This is a genomic window from Priestia sp. LL-8, from assembly GCF_036227845.1.
Taxonomy (GTDB): Bacteria; Bacillota; Bacilli; order Bacillales; family Bacillaceae_H; genus Priestia; species Priestia zanthoxyli.
This window is the reverse complement of sequence record NZ_JAZAQH010000001.1, coordinates 4,300,141-4,317,993: the sequence shown is the minus strand read 5'-3', so window position 1 is coordinate 4,317,993 and position 17,853 is coordinate 4,300,141. Positions and strand designations below refer to the sequence as shown.

The following is a 17,853-nucleotide window of genomic DNA, read 5'->3' as shown; positions in this document are numbered from 1 at the left end:
TACGTTTATTCTACCTAGGTGCTTAATTATTCTTGTCTAGTGTAACATAAAGCTCAAAGAGAAACAGTAATACTTTTTATACGCTTTTGGCAAGACGTAATGATCACTCCACGGCCTAGTGATTGCGTCTATATTTGTTTCTTGTAAGAGAATGAACAGCTGTATAAGATTGACACTTATAATTTTCCCTCGCATTCAGATACTATAAATGCTCCTTATTTACGAAAGCGAGGGATTAAGCATGGAGAATGAAGAACAAAGGCGTAGAAAAGATGTATATGAAGCTGATTTCATGGAAGAAACTGCAGCTGAAGTAGGTGTTCCTTACCGAGTAGGAGAGCCTCATGCAGAGCGTGAAGTAATAGATGTGGATCGCAATCGCAATCATGAAGTCGCTGAACGAGGAGAAGGAACGGGATACGGTCGTTTCGCACTCGTGCTTTCAATTCTTTCACTATTCTTTTTACCAATTATTCTTGGTGCCGCTGGGATTATTCTAGGGTTTATCGCACGCAGAAAAGGAGCACTTACGCTAGGAGCATGGGCAATAGGGATCGGAGTTGTATCGATTATTGTCGGTACGTTTATATTACCGTTCTTTTCATAAAAAAAGCGAGGCGCATATGCGCCTCGCTTTTTTTTATTATGATTTAGCTGCAGCTTTTTCAGCTTCTTGCTTTGCGTGATATTCAGCAGCAATTTTATCAATTTCTTTTTTTAGTTCCTCAACCATTGTTTCTTCAGGAACTTTGCGTACGATTTCACCTTTGCGGAATAAAAGACCCTCACCGCGTGCTCCTGCAATCCCGATATCAGCTTCACGAGCTTCACCAGGACCGTTTACAGCGCAGCCAAGTACCGCTACTTTAATCGGTGCTTTTACAGTTGAAATATACTCTTCAACTTCATTAGCAATGCTAATTAAATCAATTTCAATGCGTCCGCAAGTTGGACAAGAAATAAGGGTTGCAGCATTGGAAGCTAAACCGAATGATTTTAGCAATTCACGCGCAACTTTTACTTCTTCTACAGGATCCGCACTTAAAGAAATACGTAATGTATTTCCAATTCCTTTAGATAAAATAGCGCCAAGACCTGCTGCACTTTTTACAGTTCCTGCAAATAATGTTCCGGATTCTGTAATCCCTAAGTGAAGAGGGTAGTCAAATGCTTGAGCAGCTTTTTCATAAGCTTCAATTGCCAAGTTAACATCCGATGCTTTCATTGAAACGATGATATCATGGAAATCAAGATCTTCTAAAATTTTAATGTGATGAAGTGCACTTTCTACCATGCCATCTGCTGTCGGATAGCCGTATTTATCTAAAATACGTTTTTCAAGTGAACCGGCGTTAACTCCAATACGAATTGGAATATTTTTAGCTTTTGCAGCATTTACAACAGCTTCCACTTTTTCACGGCGTCCAATATTACCTGGGTTGATACGGATTTTATCCGCTCCGCCTTCAATTGCTTTTAACGCTAAGCGATAGTCAAAATGAATATCTACAACTAATGGAATGTTAATGCGTTTTTTAATTTCAGGGATTGCATCTGCTGCGCGCTCGTCTGGACAAGCAACACGAACAACTTGGCATCCTGCTTCTTCTAAACGTTTAATTTCTGCAACCGTTGCTTCAACATCATGTGTCTTAGTGGTTGTCATACTTTGAATAACTAACTCGTTGCTGCCTCCGATTGTTAAATCTCCAACTTTAACCGGGCGTGTTTTTGTACGATGTATAATTTCACTCACGTGATAATCTCTCCTTCAAAATGAAATCAAGAATTTGAATTCATTAATAGAATAACTCTTTATGAACAAAATAACTAGTAGAAAGTACTACCTTAGCTATTTTAACAATGACTATCCCATCTTGACAAGAAGAATGCTGTCATTACTTGTAAATAGGGAACTTATACGTTTTTCCAATTTGAATATCCTCAGGTGCTGTACCGTTATTTAACTTTTTAAAGTCTGTAATCATTTGGTTCATAGAAACCGGTAACGATTTTTTTGTAAGTTCTTCAATGACGGACAAAACTGTATCGCCTGGCTTAATTTTTATTTTTGTATAGGTGGAAGAAGAGCTGGCGGCTTTTGTTTCTGCAGGCTGCGCTTTGCTGACTTGAACTGCTTCAGTAGCAGTAGGGATGGTTCCGTATTTAATGTCATAATGACAAATATATCCGATAAAAGCGAAAGCGGCTAATGCACATAGCTTTTTCATTATGCTCCTCCTTCATTCTTTTGCTTATGTGTAAAGCCTATGCTTGTCTTACTTAAATATGATTGGAGAAAGAAATTTGAAGGAAAAATTAATGATTGTTTCATTAGGCTTATTGCCTTTAATCATGGTATTGGGGAATTCCATGCTCATTCCCCTGCTACCGAGCATTCAAAAGTCGCTTCACTTAAGTGGAGTCCAAACCAGTTTGATACTGAGTGTATTTTCGATTCCAGCTGCATTATGTATTCCTGCGGTAGGAATTTTATCAGACCGATATGGGCGTAAAAAATTAATTATGTATTCGCTCATCGTGATGATAATCGGTAGTTTTATCGCTGCTAGTAGCGCTTCGTTCTCTTCTGGAAGCTTTGCTGTATTGATGGCTGGAAGAGTGATTCAAGGGATTGGCGCTGCTGGTACTACAACGTTGGCAATGGCATTAACTGGAGATGTATTTATAGGTGAAAAAAGGGCAAAAGTCCTCGGGCTTTTAGAAGTGTATAACGGAGCAGGAAAAGTGGTTGCACCTATAATTGGAGCAACGGCGGCACTCGTCGTATGGTATGCCGCATTTTTTGTGTATCCTTTAGCTGCAGGTGCTGCTTTAGTAGGTATAGCCATATACGTGAGAGAAGCAAAAACAGGCTCGGAATCAGTATCTGTTCAAGAATATTTAAAGAGAGCTATTGGGATTGTCTATGATAAAAGAAAATCGCTTTTTCCTTTATTTTTTGTGGGGGGATTGGGGTTGTTTTTATTATTTGGCATTTTATATTATCTATCTTTCTTAATAGAGGAAACGTATCATATAGACGGTTTTTTTAAAGGAACCGCTTTTTTATTTCCTCTTGGGGCGATGACGTTCGTTTCTTATTGGACGGGTCAGCGCATTAAAACGGATGTAGAGCTCATGAAAAAATTAATGGTAGTAGGAATGATTCTTTTATTCGTGATGTTTGGAATATTAACGCTTATTTACACGCTTCCTATTCTGATGTTTTGTTTGACAGTCGCCTTTGGCGGCTTAGGATTTGTTCTTCCGTGTATTAATATGATGATTACTTCAGCGGCTTCAGATGAAGAAAGAGGGTTCATTGTATCCATTTATGGAACGGTGAGATTTTTAGGAGTAGCGTTGGGACCTGTTGTTTTTGAAGTGTGGATGCATGCTGAAAGGCTGATGTTTATTTATAGCTTTATTCTGCTCGCAGCAGGAGGTTTGTGGGTTTTGTATCAGTTGAAAATTTTTTCTTCTGCAATGGGAAGAAGAAAAGTTGTACAGAAATAAAGAGGCTGGCACAAAAGTATGTTAGTTGAAGAAGCTCCGAACGAATTTGATTCTTGATCAAGAATCAAATTCGTTCGGAGCTTTTTATTGGCAGGGTAAACATAGATTTTATGTATGTAGGTGCTTCTAGCGGTTGATTGGATTCATTTCGTTATGTTTCAATCGCTTTATTAGGTTTTATCTTTTTTCTTATAGGAACCCTTGTGACGAGCAATAAGTAAATGAAGAACGTTCCTATCCAGTAAAGAGAGCTATGTGTTGCTAGAGACAAAGAAAAAGCTTCAAAAAGCGTATAAAGCAGCGTGAAGGCTACCGTACTATAAGCGCTCAGTGCCCATAGCTGTTTGAAAGGTAGCTGCTTTTTAGTAATGAGTCCAATCAGTTTTCCAAGGTAAGCAAGGCAGGTAATAGCAAGGAAGTTTAGTCCAGATGTTAATACGTACAGTAAAAGCGTAGCGATAGGGACAAGTATGTATAAAGAAAATTTTTGTTCGTGCAGCAAGTTTAACAGTTCATTTTTATCTTTATGATGCCAGTTTAGCAACTCATATGAATACGTTTGTGTTTGTGAATTAGTCGTGATGTAAATTCCATCCTTTAAAAAACCAATTGCATGAGCAGGGGAATGAAACCGTTCAATAGACTGTGAGGGATTTAAGATAAAAGCGGTACCGTTTACTTTTTTTGTGAAAGGTTGACTTGACGTAAGCTGTGAATTTGAAATAGAAAAAGAAGAAACAGACTTCGGGAGATCTGTAGTAGCGATATGATAGCCGTTTACAATCGTCAAAGCCATAAAGAAAAATGTAGGCAGCAAAGAAATAAATGTTAAAAACAGAACAAAGCCAATTGTTTTATTCGTATGCTCAAAGCGAAGCGACCTTATTTTTTTGAAGGAAGTAAAGCTCCATGCCATCTTTTTCAGCATGCTCATTGTAAAACCTCCTCTTATTGAAAATTCTGATTATACCTTATTTTATAGCGGAAATTTAAGGTTTACAATAGATTTTAGAAACCGTTACCAATTATAATGATGCGATGGAGCGTTTTGTCAAAGCACATCTTATACTCAAATAGACTTATATGTACAGGTTTTGCTGTCATTGTTTTTGGAGATATTACGGGCAGCCTGAGGACCGTGCTGTTAATATTACAGAGGTACACTCGAAAATCATTATTTGAAGAGGTATTCGAAAGTAAAATAAAGGAAGGACTTATCGTGCAAGCTCTTTCTTTATAGGAGTGATTATTGTATGATAAATAGTAATAATAAAAAGGATAGGTGCGGGCATGGCTATTTTATGTTGGGCATTAATTATCATTAGCTTTGTTGTATCGTTTGTTGGGTTGGTTTATCCCATCATCCCAAGCGTGCTATTTGTAGCTCTAGGATTTGTTATATACGGTTTATTTTATGATTTTAGCTCCTATAGCTGGTTATTTTGGGTGATACAAGGATTGTTAGTTGTCGCACTTTTTTTAGCAGACTATATAGCTAATATTATTGGTGTGAAAAAATTCGGAGGCACTAAAGCAGGTGTTTGGGGAAGTACAGTTGGGCTGCTTGTGGGTCCGTTTGTCATTCCGGGATTTGGAATTATTTTAGGGCCGTTTATCGGAGCGATTGTAGGAGAACTTATTGTTCATCGGACCACCATTAGCAACGCAGTAAAAATTGGAGTAGGTTCGGTTATTGGCTTTTTTAGTGGCGCTATTTCAAAAGGATTTATTCAACTGCTGATGATTGCCTATTTTTTATACGCTGTTTTAAAATAATATATTGACTTTAGGCTAGAAACATGTTAAATTTTTAATGTCGCTAGTAAATGTTATATTGTTCCACAGTAGCTCAGTGGTAGAGCTATCGGCTGTTAACCGATCGGTCGTAGGTTCGAGTCCTACCTGTGGAGCCATGGCGGTGTAGCTCAGCTGGCTAGAGCGTACGGTTCATACCCGTGAGGTCGGGGGTTCGATCCCCTCCGCCGCTATTTTCCAATTTACATTTGTGACATACATAATTCATATTGTTCCACAGTAGCTCAGTGGTAGAGCTATCGGCTGTTAACCGATCGGTCGTAGGTTCGAGTCCTACCTGTGGAGCCATGGGGACCCTTAGCTCAGCTGGTTAGAGCAGACGGCTCATAACCGTCCGGTCGCAGGTTCGAGTCCTGCAGGGTCCACCATTTATAGGGTTGGAGGAATACCCAAGTCCGGCTGAAGGGATCGGTCTTGAAAACCGACAGGGGTGTTAAAGCCCGCGGGGGTTCGAATCCCTCTTCCTCCGCCATACTATTGTTTATTCAAAGCTTCTTTTGAGAAAAAGAAGCTTTTTTTATGTTTAAAAGAATAGCGAATGGGAAATAGGTAAATATAAATCATGGATTAGGTACTTTTTATTTGAAACAGTAGGGTAAATTTGCTAATCTAAACGTATATGGTGCTTTTGCGCCAAAATGCTTACATATTTTGAAGGAGGAATTATTCATGGCTTACAAATTACCAGAACTACCTTATGCATACGATGCACTGGAACCACATATCGACAAAGAAACAATGAATATTCACCACACAAAACATCACAACACATACGTTACAAACCTAAACGCTGCTGTTGAAGGTAAAGCGGATTTAGAAAGCAAAAGTATTGAAGAGTTAATTTCAAACTTAGATGCTGTTCCTGAAGATATCCGTACAGCAGTACGCAATAACGGTGGCGGTCATGCGAACCACTCATTATTTTGGACAATCCTTTGCCCTAACGGCGGCGGTGCTCCAACTGGTGAATTAGCAGACGCTATCGCTAGCAAATTCGGAAGCTTTGATCAATTCAAAGAAGAATTTGCAAATGCAGCTAAAACTCGCTTCGGTTCTGGCTGGGCTTGGTTAGTTGTAAACAACGGCCAATTAGAAGTAACAAGCACACCAAACCAAGATAGCCCATTAATGGAAGGCAAAACGCCAATTCTTGGTCTAGACGTTTGGGAGCACGCTTACTACCTAAATTATCAAAACCGCCGTCCAGATTACATTTCAGCATTCTTTAATGTTGTAAAATGGGACGAAGTTGCTAAACGTTACGACGCTGCAAAATAAGCTGAAGACGTATTTAAGAGCCAGTAAAGTAATTATTACCTTTACTGGCTTTTTTGTTTTCCAATTCTTTTACATATCTCCTTTTCTTTTTCACACACTAGGTGTAGAAGAGAAAAGGAGTTTTTTGATATGCCTTTATTAAAAAAAGTAGTTGGAGATGTAGAAGTTAGTAAAGATTTACTTTTGCTTTTAATTATAGGCGGTCTTTATGCCTTGGCTATTTCAATTTCCAATTCGTTTGTTAACATTTATCTGTGGAAGCAATCAGGCGAATTTTCAGATCTCGCTATTTATAATTTAGCGGTAGTGGTGCTTCAGCCGCTTACGTTTATTTTAGCAGGTAAATGGGCCAAACGAATTGACCGGGTTGTGGTTTTAAGGTTAGGTGTATCTTTTTTAGCTGTTTTTTATATCGCTGTATTAGTCAGTGGAGCTAACGCAGCCGAGTATTTAGTATTGCTTGGTGGACTGCTGGGTATAGGGTATGGCTTTTATTGGCTAGCTTTTAATGTGCTAACTTTTGAAATTACAGAACCTGATACAAGAGACTTTTTTAATGGATTTTTAGGGATCTTAAACTCTTTTGCAGGGATGATTGGTCCTTTAGGAGCGGGCTTCGTTATTTCCGCTTTGTATGAATCACTTGGGTATAAAATTGTGTTTGGTGTATCGTTGCTATTGTTTATCGGTGCCGTTGTGCTTAGTTTTTTTATTACAAGACGCGCAGCGGAAGGAGTATACAAATTTAAAGAAGTATGGGCTGAACGAAAAGTCAATAAAGACTGGAATCGAATATTGCAGGCTCATTTCTTTCAAGGGTTGCGTGAAGGTACGTTCATTTTTGTTGTATCCGTCATGGTATTTATTACGACGGGAAGTGAATTAGCATTAGGAACATATGGACTGGTGAATTCAGCGGTTGCGTTTGTAGGCTACTATGTTGCCTCAAGATTTATTAAGCAAAAAAATCGTCTTCGATTTATCTTCACAGGGGGCCTCCTTCTCTATGGAGCAGTCTTTTTGCTTATCTTTAACTTATCGTATCCAAAGTTAATTATATATGCTGTTTGTATTGCCATTGCTTATCCTATTTTGTTGGTTCCATTCATTTCTCTAACATACGATGTGATTGGACGAGCAAAAGACGTTGTTTCAAAAAGAATTGAATACATTGTTGTTAGAGAAGTATTTCTGAATATTGGACGCGTCGTTTCCATATCTTTATTTTTAATAGCTGTACTATTTTTTGATGAAGCAAAAAGTATTCCTATTTTATTAGCTATTGTTGGAGCAGGGCATACGATCATTTATTTTTGTGTGAGACATATCTCGCAGCCTCTGCACAAAAAAGAAACGACTGTTACTCCTCCAGTATTAAATGAAGGAGATGGAGAGTCTCCAGCTTAGAGTATTGTGAGCTCCTTCATTTGCACTATGGAAAATGTCTCGCTTTTCTTTTAAAATAAATACGTTGTGTAAATAGGCACCTGTCAGGTGTCTATTTATTTGCTAAATATCTGATTTTATGGTGTTATGGTATATATGTTTTATAAAGTGTAGGTGTTGGTATGAAAAAGAAAAAAAGAAGAAAAAGTCACGTGCCTTTTCGTGTGAACTTACTTTTCTTGACCGTATTTGCCCTATTTTCCGTATTAATTTTGCGGTTAGGACTTGTTCAAATTGTTTACGGTGAGAATTACGAACGAGAAGTCGAAAAAACTCAGGACGTTACAGTCAGTACGCCTGTTCCTCGAGGGAAAATGTACGATCGTTATAACCGCGTAATTGTAGATAATACCTCTTTAAATACGATTACATATACTCGTTTTCAAGGAAATACAGCTGAAGAAAGGCTGCGCATCGCTAAAAAGTTAGCCACTATGATCGATGTTCCTTACACTACAAATGTGATTGATGTTCCAGAAAATAGAAAGAATAAAGATGCTAAAAACGTGGTAAAAATTACAGAACGCGACATGAAGGATTATTGGATTATGCTTCACCCTAAAGAAGCGGAGCAGAAAATTACGCAAGCTGATCGCAAAAAAGTTCAAGATGGTGAAATGACTGATGACGAACTGTATCAACGTCAGTTAGACCGCATTTCTAAAAAAGATTTAGAAAGTTTAAAGAGCGATTTAGAAGTTCTTGCCATTAAGCGCCAAATGGAGGCAGGTTATTCTAACACGCCCCAAATTGTTAAAAGCGGTGTGACAAATGAAGAGTATGCCGTTGTAAGTGAGCACTTAGATGAACTTCCAGGTGTTGATACAACGACGTATTGGGATCGCTCATACCCAGAAAACAGTACTCTCCGTACTTTGCTTGGAAATGTATCATCTGCCAACGAGGGACTGCCTAAAGATAAAGTGCAATATTACTTGTCAAGAGGCTATAGCCGAAATGACCAAGTTGGGACGAGCTATTTAGAGAAGCAATACGAAGCTCAGCTCAGCGGTCAAAAAGAAAAAGTCCAATATGTAACAGATAATAAAGGAAATCTCCTTGATACAATTCAAGTGTCTAAAGGTGAACGAGGCAGTGATTTGGTTTTAACTATTGATATGGAGCTTCAAAAAGCGGTAGAAAAACAAATTACGGAGCAGCTTTTAGCCAAAAAGCAAATGAAGGGAACGCAATTTTTAGACCGTGCTTTTGTGATTATGATGGATCCTCATACAGGAGAAATCTTAACAATGGCAGGTAAAAAATACACCGTTGATAAGAAGACTGGAGCGCCTAAAATAGAAGATTTTGCATTAGGCAATATTTCAACATCTTATACAATGGGCTCTGTTGTAAAAGGAGCAACGGTTCTAGCCGGCTTAGATTCAGGAGCTATTAAGCCAAACACAGTGTTCGTTGATGAACCGTTAAAAATTAAAGGAACACCGGTTAAGAAATCAGCTGAGGCTGAAGGGTTAGGGCCCTTAACGTATTCATCTGCGTTAAAATATTCATCTAACGTATTTATGTTTAAAACGGTAATGGCTATGGCTGGGTTACAGTATCATAAAAACATGACTTTACCGATTAAACCCGATACATTCAGCGAACTGCGTTCTTACTACAGTCAGTTCGGCTTAGGTGTATCAACAGGCATAGACCTTGATAACGAATCAACAGGTGTCCAAGGCGGAAGCGATGTTCCAGGTACAGCGCTTGATTTAGGAATTGGTCAGTATGATACGTACACGCCGCTGCAGCTTGTTCAATATACTTCTGCAATAGCTAATGGAGGCTATCGCATCAAGCCGCAGCTAGTAAAAGAAATCCGAAAACCAACGATTAAAACCGATGAAATTGGCGGTACGCAGCATTCATTTGAACCTGATGTGTTAAATCGTATCACGATGAAAGAAGAATACATTAAAGATGTTCAAAATGGCTTTAAGCGCGTTACGCAAGAACAAGGCGGTACAGGGTATGCAGCTTTCCATACGGCGAACTATAATCCTGCTGGTAAATCAGGAACGGCACAAGCCTATGAGAAAAACCCAAGCGGAGGGGATCCGATTAAAGTTAATAATTCGAACTTTGTGGCCTTTGCTCCGGCAAATGATCCTGAAATTGCAGTAGCTGTCGTGGTACCATCGGCATTTGTGCCAAGTGCACCAAATACCATTACAAAAGAGCTTGCTCGTTCTGCGCTCGATACTTATTTTGATTTAAAGAAAAAAGGTGAACAAGAAGTAAAAGATCAAGAAGAGAATCAACAGGCTGTCATTGCAAACGACGCCAATTAAAGAGGCTGGGAAAAAAGCATATTAGTTGAAGTAAGATCCGAACGAAGTTGATTAAGAATCAGCTTCGTTCGGATTTTTTTATTGGTAGGGTGAACGTAGATTTCATGTATGTAGGTGCTTCTAGCGGTTGTTTGGAGGGAAAGGCGAAAGCGACGAGGAGGCTCACCGGCCGCCCGTGGAAAGCGAAGCCTTGCACGGAAATCAATAGTGGTGTCGGAAGTAGTTCATACTAGCTTATTTATCCAATTTACCCATCTTTATATTGAATTAATTTAGTTATGTCTCTACCTCTTCTTTTTTTATCGGAAATCTTTACATATATGGTTTTTTATTGAATTTGAGGGTCGTAAGAACTAGTTTTTTACCTAAAAAACACGCAGATAGACCTTCATTTACAAAAGCTTTACATTGAGTTAAAACACAATTAATAGTCGGCTATTATTCTGTAAGTGTAAGGATTAATAGAAATGATCAAAATAAGGGGAAGCGTTTCGGCTTCTCGTATTTATTTACACTGATAGTAAACAATAGATATTAAATAGACATAGAGAGACTTTTATTGTGCTCAAAACGGTTAAAGACGATGAAGGAGGATTATCCAATGGCAATAACAATGGAATTGACTAACAAAGAAAAAGTGAATACTCCGCAAACAAAAGAAATTGTATATAAAACAAAAGGTTTGAATTTATGGTATGGCGACACACATGCCTTAAAAAATATTGATTTAGACATTCATGCTAACGAAGTTACCGCGATCATCGGTCCATCAGGGTGCGGAAAATCAACATATATTAAAACGTTAAATCGTATGGTAGAAATGACTCCAATTGTTCGTACATCAGGTGAAATTGAGTATAGAGGGAAAAATATTTTTGATAAATCGTACCATGTGGAAGAGCTGCGCACGCAAGTAGGAATGGTTTTCCAAAAGCCAAATCCGTTCCCAAAATCTATTTATGATAATATTGCGTACGGTCCAAGAATTCATGGCGTTCGCAACAAGAAAAAACTAGATGAAATTGTTGAAAAAAGTTTACGAGGAGCAGCTATTTGGGACGAAGTTAAAGATCGTTTGAATCAAAATGCGAATGGGTTGTCAGGTGGACAACAGCAGCGTATCTGTATTGCGCGCTGCTTGGCTATTGAACCCGACGTTATTTTAATGGATGAGCCTACTTCTGCCCTCGATCCAATTTCGACATTAAAAGTAGAAGAGTTAGTACAAGAATTAAAGAAAGACTTCAGCATTATTATTGTTACACATAACATGCAGCAAGCGGCACGTATTTCAGATAAAACAGCATTTTTCTTAAATGGAGAAGTGGTAGAGTACGCAGAAACAGATAAAATCTTCTCAATGCCATCTGATAAACGCACAGAAGATTATATTACAGGTCGTTTCGGTTAAGACATACAAGGAGATGGGATGAGTGGTTGTACGCGAAAAGTTTCATGGTGATTTAAAGATATTACGTGAAAAATTATTAGAAATAGGGCGCTTAACGCATGAGGCGCTATCAAAATCAATTGAAGCATTGCAAACAAGTAACGTTGAGCTGGCGCTAGAAATTATCGACGGCGATTCATACGTTGATGATTTAGAAGAAGAAATTAATGACCTAGCTATCCTGCTGATTGCAAAGCAGCAGCCGGTGGCTATCGATTTAAGACGTATCATTGTGGCAATTAAAATTGCTTCGGATGTTGAGCGTATGGCAGATTTTGCAGTTAACGTAGCAAAATCGGCTATACGAATTGGAAATGAGGAATTAATTAAGCCGTTAGAACATGTAAAGAAAATGCACGATATTTCAATTGAAATGTTGAGCCTTTCGTTAAAAGCTTATCATGAGGAAGATCTTGTGTTGGCTAAAAAAGTAGCGGAAATGGACGATCAAGTGGATGAGCTTTACGGAATAACAATCAAAGAACTTTTAAGTCTTGCTAAAGAAAAGCAGGAGGCTATGAACCAAATTACGCAGCTTTTATTTGTAGCCCGCTATTTAGAGCGTATGGCTGATCATACTACTAATGTAGCAGAAAGCGTATTTTACCTTGTAAAAGGCAAGCGCTACGACTTAAACGAATAGTAGAAAAACCTCTTCTAATAAACGAAGAGGTTTTTTTGTTAGTAAATTATAATTACTATGTTAACCTGAATTTTTAACACAAATCGACAAATTGCGTTTATTGTGGCAACTTTTTCTGAATGGTAAGATGTTAATAAGTTTATACGGCATTTATGTGTAGAAAAAACATTCTAAGAAACGAAGTGATAAAACAGTGGCTGCTAATCTTATTCAAAACTTAAATGTGTGTATAGCTACTCAGCTTGACTCATCCCGTATTTATGTTCACTGGTCGTTTTCTGAGCATATTCGAGAGATGGTAGAAAGTATGTTTTCGACACGGTGGGAAGAATTGAATTTAGCTATGTGTACGTATGATATAACAGGTCTTCATTTTAACGGCCATGAATCAAACCGCTATTATATGGAGGGGCTTACTCCTAAGCAAGACTTCATGTTTATGAACAGCTTGGAAAGTGAGCGCACGTATGTAATAGATATTGGTATTCAAGATAAAGAAGGAAGTTTTTTTTCCCTTCTTCGTTCAAATTCAGTTTATTTGATGAAAGAACAAAATGAACAAGTGAATGTAACTTCGTTAGGCTGGATGTACGAACCTGTAAAAGTTCACCAGGGTGTTCAAAATGAATTTAGCACATATTCCTTATATTCAAATGATTTGGAGCAGGTGAAGAAGCAATATGAATAGTGATGACTGTATTCTTTTAACTTATATGCATTGTCCGTTGCTACATGTACTTCAAACAGAGAGTGAGTATCCCCTGTTTGAACAAGTAACGAACGAGCTCATCCCTTTTTTAGATCAAATTGAGTCTAAGAAATTGATAGGTGCAACAGCTGTGATGTCTTGTGTGTTTTTGAACGCATTAAACGACGAGGAGTTTAACACTCGTTACGCTCAATATTTACACCAGTTTTCAAGCCGGCAGCATCAGAGAGCACTCACTTTTTTAAAAAAGTGGAACGGGAGCTTGTTCTCAGCCTGCAAATATTTCTTTCAGCATGACATGATGGAATGTATCCCTACTACCGTAACGAACGCGTTTGTTTCCACCCTTAAAACCGAACAAACATTAAATCTCCAAATTACAGAAGCAATACGTGTTTTTCAACAGTTTTTTGAAAAAAAGCCCGTCGGTTTTTTTATACAGCAAGGAGAGTATACTCATCAAGTAGATATGCTCCTAAAATCTCATCAAATGCGCTATACCTTTGTGAAGTCATCAACAGATGAACTAAAAAAGTCGCCTGCTGGCATTATCTTGTTTCCATATCCTAAGCAAGGAAAACAAGTTGAGGAAGGAACAATGAATAAAGCGAGCGCTGTTTTGGATTTGAAGGCTAAGGACACGCTTGGCTTTCAGCGAATGCAAGCAGTAAGTGGTATATTTCAATATCCTTTAGATTACGCGAGGGATATAGAGTTTCATCAAAACGAAACTCTTGCACTCTACGGTGCAACAAAAAGCGCCGAATTTGTCAGTGAGAACAATCAATTGTTTATTTCAACCGTACAGAAGTCAGAGGCGATGCTAGATGTTATCGAGTCTAAACATCCTAGCGTGGTAAATGCTATCTACCGACAGTGGCTCCTTTTAAGTAGCAGCGATTGGCTTTATAATTTTGAAAAAGTCAAAGATGAATACGAAAGACAAGTAAAACTGTTTGATTTTCTTTGTCACGAAGAGAATCCAAGGATGGATAGCGAAAACAGTTTTCTTTCAGGAAGTTCTTTTTTATACCCTACAAAAGAGATAGAGCCGGCGGCTTTATCACTAAATCAATATAAAGGCGGTCTCTCCATTTTAATGCTTGCATGGGAATTCCCTCCTCTAGTTATCGGAGGACTTGCACGACATGTATTTGATTTATCCAGAGCGCTAGCTAGAGCTGGCCATCATGTTAGTGTATTAACGACGTATGTAGAGGGGCTGCCGGAATATGAGCGTTTATACGGTGTTCACGTTTACCGAGTTAAAAGCCTGCAGCCTCATCATCCGGACTTTTTGACATGGGTAAACAGTTTGAATGTGGCTATGGCTCTTAGAGGACTGCAGTTAGGCTACAAGCTGTCTTTTGACGTTATTCATGCTCATGACTGGCTTGTTGCATCCGCTGCAAAATGTTTAGCAGATAAAACGGATAGACCGCTAATTACGACCATTCATGCGACAGAACATGGGCGCAATAATGGTATTCATAATGACATGCAGCAGAAAATTCACTTGCAAGAAGAGGAGCTGATTCGACAATCAAGCTCAATCATTGTCTGCAGCGACTATATGAAGAAAGAATTAATCACTTTATTTCACGTAGAGCAAGATAAAATTGCTATATTTCCAAATGGAATTGACAAGCAGCTGGTAGTCGACGCAGTAAATGAGCGGTTAAAAGAAAGTTTACAAAAGAAATATAATTTTAGAAAGGCCCCTATTATTTTTTCAATTGGACGAATTGTATATGAAAAAGGATTTCAGCTATTTATTGAAGCAGCGGAACTATTTAAGAAAAAACAAATAGATGTTCAATTCGTTGTAGCAGGAAAAGGGCCTTTACTTCATGAGTTTCGAACACAGGTAAGTGAAAAGCAATTAGACAAATACGTGTATTTTATTGGATACATTACCGATAACGAACGAAATCAGCTTCTTCAAGCTTGCAAAATGGTTGTTTTTCCAAGTCTATATGAACCTTTTGGAATTGTGGCTTTAGAGGGGATGGTAGCCAAGAAGCCAACTATCGTTGCCGATACAGGAGGTCTAAGCGATATTGTTTCACATTTCGACACGGGCCTGACGTTTGCCCGAGGAGATACGCTCGAATTAATCAACTGCATAGAATTTTTGTTAAAAAATGAAAAAACGGCTGCAAAAATCAGCGAAAATGGGTATAGAAAAGCAACAACTATGTTTAGCTGGGAAAAAATCGCTATTGATACAAGTAAGCTGTTTCAACATCACATTTGCCAGGATAAAAAAAGGAGGGAGGCAAAAAATTGAAAGCCATTATACTTGCTGGCGGTAAAGGAACAAGACTGCAGCCCTTGACCTATACGATTCCAAAGCCTATGCTGCCGCTTTATGATAAACCTGTGATGGAATATAGCATTGAACTGCTTAAGAAACATGGAATTACAGAGATTGGGATTACGCTGCAGTATAGGCATGAACAAATTATTGAATACTTTGGGGATGGCTCTCAGTGGGGAGTGACGCTTACTTATTTTATCGAAAAAGAGCCTCTTGGAACAGCTGGCGGAATTAAGCGAGCAGAGGCCTTTATTGAGGAAGACTGTATTATTATTAGTGGAGATGCCTTAACAGAAATTAATCTTCAAGACGTTATTCATTTTCATTATGAACAAAAAAGCGAAATGACCATTGTTACAAAAGAAGTAAACGACGTGCGGGGTTATGGAGTGGTGACGATAGATGAAGGGCATCGAGTCATGGGATTTGTAGAGAAACCGACCTACGAACAGGCCAATAGCCGATTGATTAATACGGGAGTGTATGTGATCAAAAAATCCGTTCTTGATTACGTGAATTCTTATGGTCCTACAGATTTTAGCTTTGACATTATCCCGCTGCTTTTGGAATATAATCATACTGTGTGCAGTTTTGTAACGGAAGATTATTGGATTGATATTGGGCAAATCCACCATTATCGTCAAGCACACTATGATTTGTGGAGGAAGTGGTTTGGCAATAGACAGGAAAGTATTGTCTCAGATGACGCGCTTATAGAAGAAGGGGTGACTATTTACGATCCGGTTTACGTAGGAGAAAATGTGGTGATTAGAAAAGGTGCTTCAATTGGTCCTTACACGATTATCGGAACAAATAGTATCATAGAAGCACATGCTGCAATCGATAAAACGATTTTGCTTCAAAACGTAACGGTGGGGGCAGAATCGTTTTTATACAACGCTACGATAGGTCCCTATGTAAATGTTCAAGCAATGACTACGTATGTCCAAGATACAGTAGCTGAAAATCAATTGCTACCTCAACTTTCTGTAAAACCAGATGTTTCTATCTTCAAAAACGGTCGCCTGTATGTACATTCATCTGTTGATCGAGAAAGACTATACAATGCGTTATTACTTGTATGCAAACACCAAGGGGCGTTCTGTCTAGCAAGCGATGATGAAGGAGAAGCCATTCAACTTCGCAAAGAATGCTTTTCTTTTTTACGGAGTAATCATTCAGCTGTGTATGATATTAAAAAAGAAGCTCTTCCGGTATTTCGATATTACATGATGACTTCACAAGCGAGGATTGGTATTTACATTGGTGTGGATAGCAAAAACAGCGGCCTCTTTTTAGAAATATATGACAAGAAAGGGCAATTAGTTAATCAGCTTATTGAAAAAAAGATTGAGCGGATGTACCTTCAAGCTAAACAAGCAAACATAACAACTTCTGTTTCACTTAAAGAAACAAGCATAGGAAATATCAGGGGAGAATATTGTGATGCTTTAGTAAAATCAATTAATCAGCATGTTTTATTAGAAGACAGTACGCGGATTGGCGTAATTTGTTCGCCGTTTATACAGGAAGTTGTCGAATTATTATGTAAGCGTCTTCGTGTCCACGTTTTATTTTTAAACAAATGGGAGAAAACAGAAGAAATCAAACGAATAATTAAACGAAATAAGCTGTCTTTTTGTATTCAGATTAAAGAAGATGGAGAAACATTTGCTCTATATGATGAAAAAGGCTGCAGCGTAAATGACTCAGAAATTATGTCGCTTTATATTTATAGCGTATACATGACAAAAAAAGTAGCATTCGTTCCTATTCCTATACACTATTCATCCACACTAGAAACATTTGCTCAATCTCTCAATCAATCATTTATGAGGACAAAAGCAAAAAAACGTGACTTGCTTAGTCTTTTGGGGCCCGTTCAATTTCAGTTAGATGCCATGTACGCTTTATGTCAGCTGATCGAATTAATTATGGTGCAACAGCGTAGAATTTCTGAAATGATTCAATATGTCCCCCATGCCTATATGAACTGGCGCTATATTTCATGTCCGCTAGAAATTCAAGAACAAGTGATGAAGAAACTATTAGAAGAAGCAATCGGTAAACAAGTGTATGTCATTGATGGCTTAAAGATTTACCATGATCCCCATGAATGGACGCTTATTTTGCCCGATGGTCACTTGCCTGTATTAAATATTTATTCAGAGGCGTTAAACACTCAGACTGCCAAGAAGCTGTCGGCATATTTTGTAGAAAAAATACAAGAGTATCAAAGAGTGTAAATAATGGCTTTTATTTAAAAGAAAGGAAGTACGCCTCTCATAAAAGGAGTTCCGCTTATTTCAAGAAACTTCATCTATATATAAGGCGTAGCGGAGAAGGAGCTCAGGGCTCTAAGAGGAAAGAAAA

14 protein-coding genes and 5 tRNA genes are annotated in these 17,853 nt (G+C 38.2%); 16 read left to right on the top strand and 3 right to left on the bottom strand.

Annotated elements, in window-relative coordinates:
• Window positions 1–241: 241 nt before the first annotated feature.
• Window positions 242–607, top strand: coding sequence for a hypothetical protein (locus tag U9R83_RS22580; RefSeq protein ID WP_014458207.1), 366 nt, complete (start codon window positions 242–244; stop codon window positions 605–607).
• A gap of 36 nt (window positions 608–643) precedes the next feature.
• Here the strand turns inward: U9R83_RS22580 and ispG are convergent, their stop codons facing one another.
• Together ispG and U9R83_RS22570 are read right to left on the bottom strand one after the other, a co-directional pair.
• The gene (gene ispG / locus U9R83_RS22575; RefSeq protein WP_201763664.1) at window positions 644–1,747 is read right to left on the bottom strand and encodes a flavodoxin-dependent (E)-4-hydroxy-3-methylbut-2-enyl-diphosphate synthase; all 1,104 of its coding nucleotides are present in this window, start codon (window positions 1,745–1,747) and stop codon (window positions 644–646) included.
• A gap of 151 nt (window positions 1,748–1,898) precedes the next feature.
• Window positions 1,899–2,231, bottom strand: coding sequence for a hypothetical protein (locus U9R83_RS22570; protein ID WP_014458209.1), 333 nt, complete (start codon window positions 2,229–2,231; stop codon window positions 1,899–1,901).
• Window positions 2,232–2,307: 76 nt separating this feature from the next.
• On the opposite strand from U9R83_RS22570, the gene U9R83_RS22565 reads away from it, so the two are divergent.
• Window positions 2,308–3,519, top strand: coding sequence for an MFS transporter (locus tag U9R83_RS22565; RefSeq protein ID WP_208732867.1), 1,212 nt, complete (start codon window positions 2,308–2,310; stop codon window positions 3,517–3,519).
• A gap of 151 nt (window positions 3,520–3,670) precedes the next feature.
• Here the strand turns inward: U9R83_RS22565 and U9R83_RS22560 are convergent, their stop codons facing one another.
• Entirely contained in the window at window positions 3,671–4,453 is a 783-nt protein-coding gene (locus U9R83_RS22560; protein WP_328575422.1) for a DUF1189 domain-containing protein, read from the bottom strand.
• Window positions 4,454–4,809: 356 nt separating this feature from the next.
• On the opposite strand from U9R83_RS22560, the gene U9R83_RS22555 reads away from it, so the two are divergent.
• From U9R83_RS22555 to U9R83_RS22490, 14 genes are all read left to right on the top strand, one after another.
• Window positions 4,810–5,295, top strand: a complete 486-nt coding sequence (locus U9R83_RS22555; protein WP_013059199.1) for a DUF456 domain-containing protein — start codon at window positions 4,810–4,812, stop codon at window positions 5,293–5,295.
• Window positions 5,296–5,357: 62 nt separating this feature from the next.
• Window positions 5,358–5,432 (top strand) — tRNA-Asn (locus U9R83_RS22550).
• Between the two features lies 1 nt (window position 5,433).
• A tRNA-Met gene (locus U9R83_RS22545) sits at window positions 5,434–5,507 on the top strand.
• A 40-nt stretch (window positions 5,508–5,547) separates the two neighbouring features.
• Window positions 5,548–5,622: transfer RNA gene (locus tag U9R83_RS22540), tRNA-Asn, on the top strand.
• A gap of 3 nt (window positions 5,623–5,625) precedes the next feature.
• Window positions 5,626–5,702 (top strand) — tRNA-Ile (locus U9R83_RS22535).
• An 11-nt stretch (window positions 5,703–5,713) separates the two neighbouring features.
• Window positions 5,714–5,806, top strand: a tRNA-Ser gene (locus U9R83_RS22530).
• Window positions 5,807–6,003: 197 nt separating this feature from the next.
• Window positions 6,004–6,612, top strand: coding sequence for a superoxide dismutase SodA (gene sodA / locus U9R83_RS22525; protein WP_014458213.1), 609 nt, complete (start codon window positions 6,004–6,006; stop codon window positions 6,610–6,612).
• A 129-nt stretch (window positions 6,613–6,741) separates the two neighbouring features.
• Window positions 6,742–8,019: an MFS transporter gene (locus U9R83_RS22520; protein WP_013059197.1), complete on the top strand. Its 1,278-nt coding sequence runs from the start codon at window positions 6,742–6,744 to the stop codon at window positions 8,017–8,019.
• Window positions 8,020–8,180: 161 nt separating this feature from the next.
• On the top strand, window positions 8,181–10,358 hold the full coding sequence (locus U9R83_RS22515; RefSeq protein ID WP_014458214.1) for a peptidoglycan D,D-transpeptidase FtsI family protein: 2,178 nt from the start codon (window positions 8,181–8,183) through the stop codon (window positions 10,356–10,358).
• A gap of 613 nt (window positions 10,359–10,971) precedes the next feature.
• The gene (gene pstB, locus U9R83_RS22510; protein WP_042992419.1) at window positions 10,972–11,769 is read left to right on the top strand and encodes a phosphate ABC transporter ATP-binding protein PstB; all 798 of its coding nucleotides are present in this window, start codon (window positions 10,972–10,974) and stop codon (window positions 11,767–11,769) included.
• A 22-nt stretch (window positions 11,770–11,791) separates the two neighbouring features.
• Window positions 11,792–12,451 (top strand): phosphate signaling complex protein PhoU, encoded by a 660-nt coding sequence (gene phoU, locus U9R83_RS22505; RefSeq protein WP_013059193.1) that lies wholly within the window; start codon window positions 11,792–11,794, stop codon window positions 12,449–12,451.
• Window positions 12,452–12,644: 193 nt separating this feature from the next.
• Complete coding sequence (locus U9R83_RS22500; RefSeq protein ID WP_014458216.1) at window positions 12,645–13,139, top strand: DUF4912 domain-containing protein; 495 nt, start codon at window positions 12,645–12,647, stop codon at window positions 13,137–13,139.
• Complete coding sequence (locus tag U9R83_RS22495) at window positions 13,132–15,450, top strand: glycosyltransferase (RefSeq protein ID WP_226554891.1); 2,319 nt, start codon at window positions 13,132–13,134, stop codon at window positions 15,448–15,450. The genes U9R83_RS22500 and U9R83_RS22495 overlap by 8 nt, the downstream gene beginning before the upstream one ends.
• On the top strand, window positions 15,447–17,726 hold the full coding sequence (locus U9R83_RS22490; protein WP_182420456.1) for a sugar phosphate nucleotidyltransferase: 2,280 nt from the start codon (window positions 15,447–15,449) through the stop codon (window positions 17,724–17,726). Before U9R83_RS22495 ends, U9R83_RS22490 begins: the two co-directional genes overlap by 4 nt.
• The last annotated feature ends 127 nt before the right edge of the window (window positions 17,727–17,853 follow it).